Source organism: Micromonospora sp. DT46 (genome assembly GCF_049841735.1).
Lineage (GTDB): Bacteria > Actinomycetota > Actinomycetes > Mycobacteriales > Micromonosporaceae > Micromonospora > Micromonospora reichwaldensis.
Genome location: NZ_JBNCKW010000011.1, coordinates 205,418 through 213,128, shown reverse-complemented (window position 1 = coordinate 213,128; position 7,711 = coordinate 205,418). Strand labels below are relative to the sequence as shown.

Annotated in this window: 4 protein-coding genes; all 4 read right to left on the bottom strand. The window is 74.3% G+C overall.

The annotated features are described in order from the left end of the window. Positions 1–968: 968 nt before the first annotated feature. Genes ACLQ20_RS28015 through ACLQ20_RS28000 form a run of 4 tightly spaced genes read right to left on the bottom strand, consistent with a single transcriptional unit; the run spans position 969 to position 7,640 of the window. Complete coding sequence (locus ACLQ20_RS28015) at positions 969–1,964, bottom strand: TauD/TfdA family dioxygenase (RefSeq protein ID WP_151457695.1); 996 nt, start codon at positions 1,962–1,964, stop codon at positions 969–971. A 51-nt stretch (positions 1,965–2,015) separates the two neighbouring features. Continuing rightward, the gene (locus ACLQ20_RS28010; protein ID WP_425858065.1) at positions 2,016–5,021 is read right to left on the bottom strand and encodes a condensation domain-containing protein; all 3,006 of its coding nucleotides are present in this window, start codon (positions 5,019–5,021) and stop codon (positions 2,016–2,018) included. A 2-nt stretch (positions 5,022–5,023) separates the two neighbouring features. Then, positions 5,024–6,814, bottom strand: a complete 1,791-nt coding sequence (locus ACLQ20_RS28005; protein ID WP_151455671.1) for a non-ribosomal peptide synthetase — start codon at positions 6,812–6,814, stop codon at positions 5,024–5,026. A 4-nt stretch (positions 6,815–6,818) separates the two neighbouring features. Next, on the bottom strand, positions 6,819–7,640 hold the full coding sequence (locus ACLQ20_RS28000) for a hypothetical protein (protein ID WP_151455670.1): 822 nt from the start codon (positions 7,638–7,640) through the stop codon (positions 6,819–6,821). Positions 7,641–7,711: the final 71 nt, after the last annotated feature.

The following is a 7,711-nucleotide window of genomic DNA, read 5'->3' as shown; positions in this document are numbered from 1 at the left end:
AGTTCGAGGTGGTGGCCGTTGTTGGTGACTTCGGTGCTGCCGAGTACGGAGAAGCGCATGGGTGTGCTCCGGTGGTCTGGTGGTGTGGTGGGGGTGGGTTTTGAGTTTCCCATCGGTGGTCATTGGGGAGGCACCCCTAGGGCACCCCGCAGGAGGTGTGGGTGCATGGTGGGTGTCATTGGGTTGGCAGTGTGGAGTTGCTGGTCAGGCATTGTCGGGTGGTGGTGGGGCATGAGACCGTCATCCGGGTCCGATGAACGGCGCACACACGGTGCGGGAACGGCGCCCCGCACCGGTGCGGATCGGTAACGACGTGGACCGGGACACGTTCTCTTCCCGTCGCCGCCCGACTGCCCGGCGCCACCGTTCCCCACATCCGGGCGTGGAAAGAACCGCGTGCCACGGCAGGGCCGCGCGCCGGCGCGCGCGACGATTCCGCGCGACGCATTGACGGGAGTCGCCAGCCCGTGAATGGGCCGGGGGCGGGCGACCGGGGGCGCGGAATGGTCGACCCTCGCGCCGGGAGGCGAATGGCGGCCTCGTGGGGGCACGCACCGATCGGTCAGGTGCGAATGGTGCCACGCCCGACCGCGGGGATTGACACCGCGGTCGGTGATGCGGGCCGGTCGGGATGCACGGCGCCGGACGGGGCCAGCGCGGGCGGGTGTCGTCGCCGGCGGACGGCGTCCGCCGGGCGCGCCCCGGACACGCTGGTGCGGCCACCGCACGGACGCGGCGGTGGGGCCACCGCATGGACGCGCTGATGGGGCTACCGCGCGGACGCGGCGGTGCGGCTACCGCACGGACACGCTGGTGGAGCTACCGCACGGAAGTGGTGGTGCGGCCACCGCACGGACGCGGTGGCGCGGCTGCCGCGTTCCGGCGCCGGTCACCACCGCGTCCCACGGTCCGTCGTCGACGAGCTGGCCCGTGCGTACGGGCCAGCTCGTCGACCTTCGGTCGGGCCGTCAGTTGCCGCTGTCGAGCACGTTCCCGTCGTGCGGGCGCAGGGCCCGGGAACGCCGGAAGTCGCGGTGCACGAAGATCCGCTGGAGCCACCGGTCGTAGCCGTCGTAGCGGGGCGTGAACTCGGTCCGCCCGTGCAGGGCCAGCCGGTTGTCGACGAACGCGAGGTCGCCGGGCTCCAGGATGAACGTCCGGCGGACGGTGCGCAGCGCGTCGCCGAGCACCGACAGCGCCTGCGTGGCCTCCGGGTCGAGGGGGAACGAACTCTGGAAGTCGACCTGGACGTCCGGGTCCTCGGGGCTGCCGCTGAGGATGCCGTGCGGTTCCGGCGCGCTGCGCAGGTCGCCGAACGACGCCGGCGGCTCGGTGACGAACCGTGGCTCGTGCAGCACCTTGCGGACCTGCTCGGACAGCAGGGGCAGCGCGTTGCGGATCGACGTCACCTGCAACCCGGCCACGTTGTCGTGGTCGTTGCGCAGGCAGTGCAGCCCGACGTAGTCCGGACGGTAGACGTGGAAGGCGTTCTCCACGTGCATGGACAGCGTCACCGAGCCCGCGTTGCCCTGGAACTTCTCCATGCCCGGCACCGGCACGACGTCCTGCACCAGCGCGCCGCTCTTCTCCTCCTTGAAGGCGATGAGCTCCCCGAGTTGCAGCCCGAGCAGCACCTGCGCGGCGGCGGGCACGGTGGACTCGCGCTGCGCCGAGCCGGCCACCGTGGGCGTGCACGGCAGCTCGTCGGCGTCCACGGGCAGGTTCCGCACCAGCAGCACGGCGTCGGGCCCGGGATCCCAGGCGAAGCGCCGCACCATCTGGCGCAGGCGTACGGGCAGGTTGCTGGAGAGTTCGCGGGCCGTTTCGAGCCAGGCGGCCGAGTCCACCAGGCGCGGCGGTCGGCCCGCCAGGTAGCGGGCGATCGTGTCGACCTCGATGTTCTCCTCGCGGGTCAGGACGATCGATCGGTCTGTACTGCGTGTGGGCTGGACGTCGACGGTCACGCCGAGCCTCCTCTGCTGAGGTCCGAGACGGTGTGGGGGTTGAGCGATCGGTCAGTCGTCGTCCTCGTCGTCGTCCCAGAACGCGTCCTGCAGGTGCTCCGCGAGCTGCCGTGGCGTCGGGTTGGCGAACAGGTCGGCGAGCTGTACCGGCATCGACAGTTCGGTCCGCACCCGCTGCACGAGCTGGGCGCCCAGCAGCGAGTGGCCACCGCTGGCGAAGAAGTTCGAGTCCGCGTGCAGGCCCGGCCGGTCGAGCATCTCGGTCCAGATCCCGACCAGGGCGGCGGTCGTCTCGTCCGGCGGGTCGACCTCGGCCGCCGTCCGCGCCGCCGCGAGCGCGACGAGGGCCGCGCGGTCCACGGTGCCCGCCACGGTGACCGGCAACTGGTTCAGCACGACCAGGTCGGGCGTGAGCGGCAGGGCGGCACGGGCGTGCTCGCGCAGCCGCTCCGCCACGTCGGGCTTGCGGGACTCGACGAACGCGACGACCGTGCCGTCCTGCGCGTCGCCGGTGGACCCGACGGCGGCGACCGCCTCCACGTCCGGGTGGGCGGCGAGGACGGACTCGATGTCGCGGAGGTGGATCCGCTGGCCGGCGACGCGTACGTGGGCCGACAGGGGGCCGACGACGTCGATCCGGCCGTCCGGCAGCAGTCGCGCGAGATCCCCGGTGCGGTGGAACCGCCCGTGCGTGGGGTGCTCGCCGAACCGGGCGGCGGTCAGCTCCGGCCGGCCGTGGTAGCCGGCGGCCAGCGTGTCGCCCGCGACGCACAGCTCTCCGCGTACGCCGATGCCCAGCTCGTGATCGGTGCCGGGCTCGGTGACGAACACGCGGGTCGCCGGGAGGACACCGGTGCCGTCCCGTCCGCCGTCGAGCGCGGCGTACCCGGCGACGCCGGGCGTGGTGTAGCCGTGGTGCGGCGTGCAGCCGGTGGCGCGCAGCTGCGCGGCGAGCGGGCGGGGGAGCGGTTCGTGGGCCACCAGGACGGCCCGGCCCGCGAGCCGGGCGCCCGCGTGCTCGACCACCTGGCGCCACACCGCCGGCGACGCCTGCACCACGGTCACGTCGTGCCGCTGGACCAGCTCGCCGAGCGCGTGGCCGTCGGCGCGGGCCTGGTCGGGGGCGACGACGACCCGGCCGCCGGTGGTCAGCGCGACCAGCAGCTCCGTCAGCGCCGCGTCGGTGGCGGCGCTGCCCAGCCAGGCGGTGACGGCCGGCCCGTTGGCGGCGACCCGCTCGGCGAGCCGCGCGACGGCGCAGGCCAGCGCCCGGTGGGTGACGGTCACCGCGAGCGGGGCGGGCGCGTCGAGGTCGTACTCCAGGTAGGCCACCGCGTCGAGGTCGACACCGGACGGCGCGTCGGTGCGGACCGCGTCGGTGGCGGCGGGGATGGCGGGGATGCGTACCGCGCCGGGCACGGGGAGGCCCTCGGCCGCCAGCACCGGGGCGGCACCCGAGTCGGCCAGCCGCGCGGCGAGGTCGGGGATCGGCTGGGTCGGATCGAGCAGGACGCAGCGCCTGCCCGCCAGCCACACGCCGAGCCACGCGGCGGCCAGCTCCGCGCCGCGCGGCGCCAGCACCGCGACCGTGCTCCCGTCCGAGGCGGCGACCAGGTCCCGGGTGGCGAGCGCCGCCGACCACAGCCGGCCGTACGACACGTCGTCCGCCCCGTCCCGCACCGCGACGAGGTCCGGGCTCGCGGCGACCGTCGCGTGCACGGCGTCCAGCACGGACGCCGTGGTGGCCGTCTCCGGCGCCGACGCCGGCAGGGCGAGGTCGTCCGCGCCCCGGCGGGACAGCTGCGCCACCGGCCGCTCCAGGTCGTCGCCCAGCCGCACGAGCAGCGCGTCGTACCGTTGCAGCAGCAGCCCGACGTCGGCGGCGTCGAAGGCGTCGACGCAGAACGCCGCGCGGACGGTGGTCGCGTCCTCGCCCGGCATGATGAAGAACTCCAGGTCGAAGCGGCTGTAGCCGTTCTCCACCATGACGTGGCGCAAGGGCATCCCGGTCAGGGTGGCGGAGGCGTCGACGGTGCCGGGCACGTAGTTGAACAGGTGCCGGAAGAACGAGCTGCGCCACGACGACGGCGCGTCGCCGAGCACGGCGGGGGAGACGTGCTCCAGCGGCACGTCGGCGTGGCTGATCGCCTCCAGGAAGGTGCTGCGCGTCTGCTTGACGACGGCGCGGAAGTCGGCGTCCGGGTCGACCCGCACCCGCAGCGGCACCAGGTTCGCGTGGTAGCCGATGGCGTTCATGCTGCGCTGGTCGCGCACGTTCACCGGGGTGCCGATGACCACGTCGGAGCCCGCGCCGTGCTGGGCGAGCAGCACCGAGTACGCCGCGAGCAGCACGACAGCCTCGGAGGCGCGCAGTTCGCGCTGGAAGCGGCGCACCACGGCGCGGGCCGGCGCGGAGAGCTCGTGGTGGACGGTGCGGGCGCGCAGGGACGGCGCCCCGACGGGCGGCAGGGCGCACCACAGGCCCGCCTCGGCGGCCCGCAGCCCGTCGAGGTTCTTGCGCCAGTACGCGACGCTGCGCTCGTTCGGCGCGCGCTCCGCTAGCGCGGCCAGCGGGGCGTCGTCGGGCCGGCCGCCCGCCGCGAGCGCCTCGTAGCCGGCGAGCAGTTCGCGGAGCAGGATCGTGGTCGACATGGCGTCGAAGTTCAGGTGGTGCACGACGACGCAGCACACGTCGGCGTCCGCTCCCGCGCGGATCCCCGCCCGCAGCAGGGGGCGGCCGTCGATCTCGAAGGGCTCGGCGGCGAACGCGGTCAGGTCGGCGTCCATCCCGTCGTCGCCGGCCGGGATGTCCACCACCGGCACGTCGAGCTGGTCGGCGGCGAGCACCTCCCGGGTCAGCGTCGCGTCGTCGGAGCGGAACACGGTGCGCAGCACCTCGTGCCGGGCCAGCACCGCCCGCAGCGCCGCGGTGAACAGCCCGCGGTCGATCCGGCCGGCCACCTCGAAGGCGACCGCCACGTTGTTGACCCCGGTGTCCGGCACCAGCCGCTCGAGCAGCCACATGGCTGCTTCCTTCCTGCTGGCCGCGATGCTCATGCTCACTCGTCCCCTCGGTCGGTGTCGGCGCAGACCTCGGCGAGCCGCGCCACGGTCCGGTTTTCCAGCACGTCGCGCAGCGACAGGGTGAGCCCGCGCCGGCGTGCCTCGTTGACCAGTTGGGCGGCGCCGAGGCTGGTGCCGCCCCGGACGAAGAAGTCGTCGTCGACGCCGATCGAGGAGACGGCCGTGTAGGTGGCGAAGAGCTCGCAGAGCAGCGCCTGCAACTCGTCGGCCGGCGCCCGCCCACCCGGGGTCGCCGCGACCTCCGGCGCCGGCAGGGCCGCCGTGTCGAGCTTGCGGTTGACGGTCAGCGGCAGCGCCGGGAGGCTCACCACGGCGCTCGGCACCATGTACTCCGGCAACGTCTCGGCGAGGTCCTTGCGCACCTGCTGCGCGTCGATCCTCGCGCCCTCCCCGGGCACGACGTACGCGACGAGCTGCTTGACCTCCGGCGTGTCCGTACGGATCACCGCCGCCGCGTGCCGCACCTCCGGACGGCGCAGCAGTGCCGCCTCGATCTCGCCCAGCTCGATGCGGTAGCCGCGGATCTTGGCCTGGTTGTCGACCCGCCCGCAGAACTCGTACTCGCCGTCCTCGGTGGGCCGGACCCGGTCGCCGGAGCGGTACATGCGCGAGCCGGGCGGGCCGAACGGGTCGGGCAGGAACCGCTCGGCGGTCAGGCCCGGCCGGTGCAGGTAGCCCCGGGCCAGCTGGCCGCCCGCGATGTGCAGCTCGCCGATCTCGCCGGGCCGCACCGGGCGCAGCTCGTCGTCCAGCACGTGGTAGCGCACGTCGGGCATGGGCTGGCCGATGGGCAGCGGCCCCGGCGGCACCGGCTGGTCGGGCTCGATGACCACGGTGCTGCACCCGACGGTCGTCTCCGTCGGGCCGTACTCGTTGACCACCCGCGCGCCGGGGTGCCGGCGGCGCCAGGCGTCGACGGTCTCGCCGAGCAGCAGCTCGCCACCCGCCATCAGCTCCCCGGTCGGGGACGCCTGGGCCGGCAGCGCGGTGAGCAGCGGGATGTGCGACGGCGTCACCTTCACGAAGGTGGGCCGCTGCTGCCCGGCCGGTCCGGCGGCGGGCGTGCCCATCTCCTCCAGGGCGCCGATGTGCACGCAGCCGCCCGTCATCAGCGGCGCGTAGAACGCGGTGACCGTCAGGTCGAACGCGAACGAGGAGTGCAGCAGCGCCCGGCCGCGTACGCCCGGGTAGGAGCGCACGACGTGGCGCAGGTACGTGCCGAGCTGGCGATGCTCGATCAGCACGCCCTTTGGGCTGCCGGTGGAGCCGGAGGTGTAGATGACGTACGCGACGTTGGCGGGCCGCAGCGGGGCGAGCCGGTCGGCGTCGGTGACCTCGGTGTCCGGCTGCCCGGCGTACGCGTCCGGGTCGTCGAGCAGGACCCGCGGCAGGTCGGCCGCCGGCACCGCGTGCTGGTCGTCGCCGGTGGTCAGCAGCAGCATGGGCCGCGCGTCGGTGAGCATGTGCTCCAGCCGCTGCGGCGGGTAGCTGAGGTCCAGCGGCAGGTAGGCCGCCCCGGCCTTGAGGGTGGCGAGGGCGGCGACCACCAGGTGCGCCGAGCGGATCCCGATCGCCACGAGCCGCTCCGGGCCCGCGCCGAGCGACACCAGCCGGTGCGCGAGGCGGTTCGCCTCGGCGTCCAGCTCGGCGTACGTCCTGTGGTGCTCGCCCCACATGACGGCGATGGCGTCCGGGGTGCGCCGCACCTGTTCCGCGAACAGGTCGGTGAAGAGCGCGGGCTCGCCGCCCGCCGGGCCCGGTGCCACCGCGCTACCCCGCGATCCGCTGACCGGCGTCCGCACCGGTCATCAGGCCGGAGACCGTCGCGGCGACGTCGGGGTGACGCAGCATCTGGTCGTGGTCGACGGCGAGCGGGATGGTGCGCCCGAAGCCCTGCCCGCGCTGGGTCGAGTGCGCGGAGGTGATCGCCGTCGCCGTCGCCCACTGCGGGGCGGGGTCGATCTCCGTCGCCGCCCGCAGGTAGCCGACGAACGAGGCGAAGCTGCCGCCCAGTTCGGCCCGGACGTCGTCGTCCAGGCCGAGCCGGCGGCCCGCCACGTCGATCGCGTCGGAGAAGATCCCGGCGAGCGCGGGACCGATGAGGGTGAGGTCCTCGAGCCCGTGCTTCTCCTGCACCGCCTGGCCGTCGGCGTGGAACGCCGCGATCTCCTCGGGGGTGAGGATGGTCCGCAGCGCGTCCGCGGCGGCGTGGAAGTCCCGGTACAGCCCGACGATGTTCGGCAGCTCCGGGTCCAGCAGGACCAGCCTCGGCGCCTCGTCCTGCGACTCGGCCAGCCGGGACGCGAGGGGGGCGGCGAACACCGCGCCCACGCAGTAGCCGATCACGGTGTCGACGGTGCGTTCCCGCCGGCGTACGCCCTTCGCCCACCGCTCGACGTAGTCGGCGCCGGACATGGTGTCCTCGGCGCCGGAGGCGGGTGCCACGGTCTCCCAGATCTCGCCGGGCGCGCTCAACAGGGGCACCAGGTCGCGGAAGCACGCCTGGGTGCGGCCGGTGCTGGTGAAGTCGACGGTGAGCGTGAGGCCGCCCGGCCCGCCCTTGCGCAGTATCTGCCAGGAGTTCTTCTTCACGATGGGATCCCTCGTCGTAGCGGTGCGTACGTTCGTCGTTCAGGGGGTGCGGCCCGTGCGCTCCCGGTCGC

Bases quoted from the DNA above. Each gene is read 5' to 3' on its own strand.
- ACLQ20_RS28010 (WP_425858065.1), bottom strand. From the start codon at position 5,021: ATGAGCATCGCGGCCAGCAGGAAGGAAGCAGCCATGTGGCTGCTCGAG.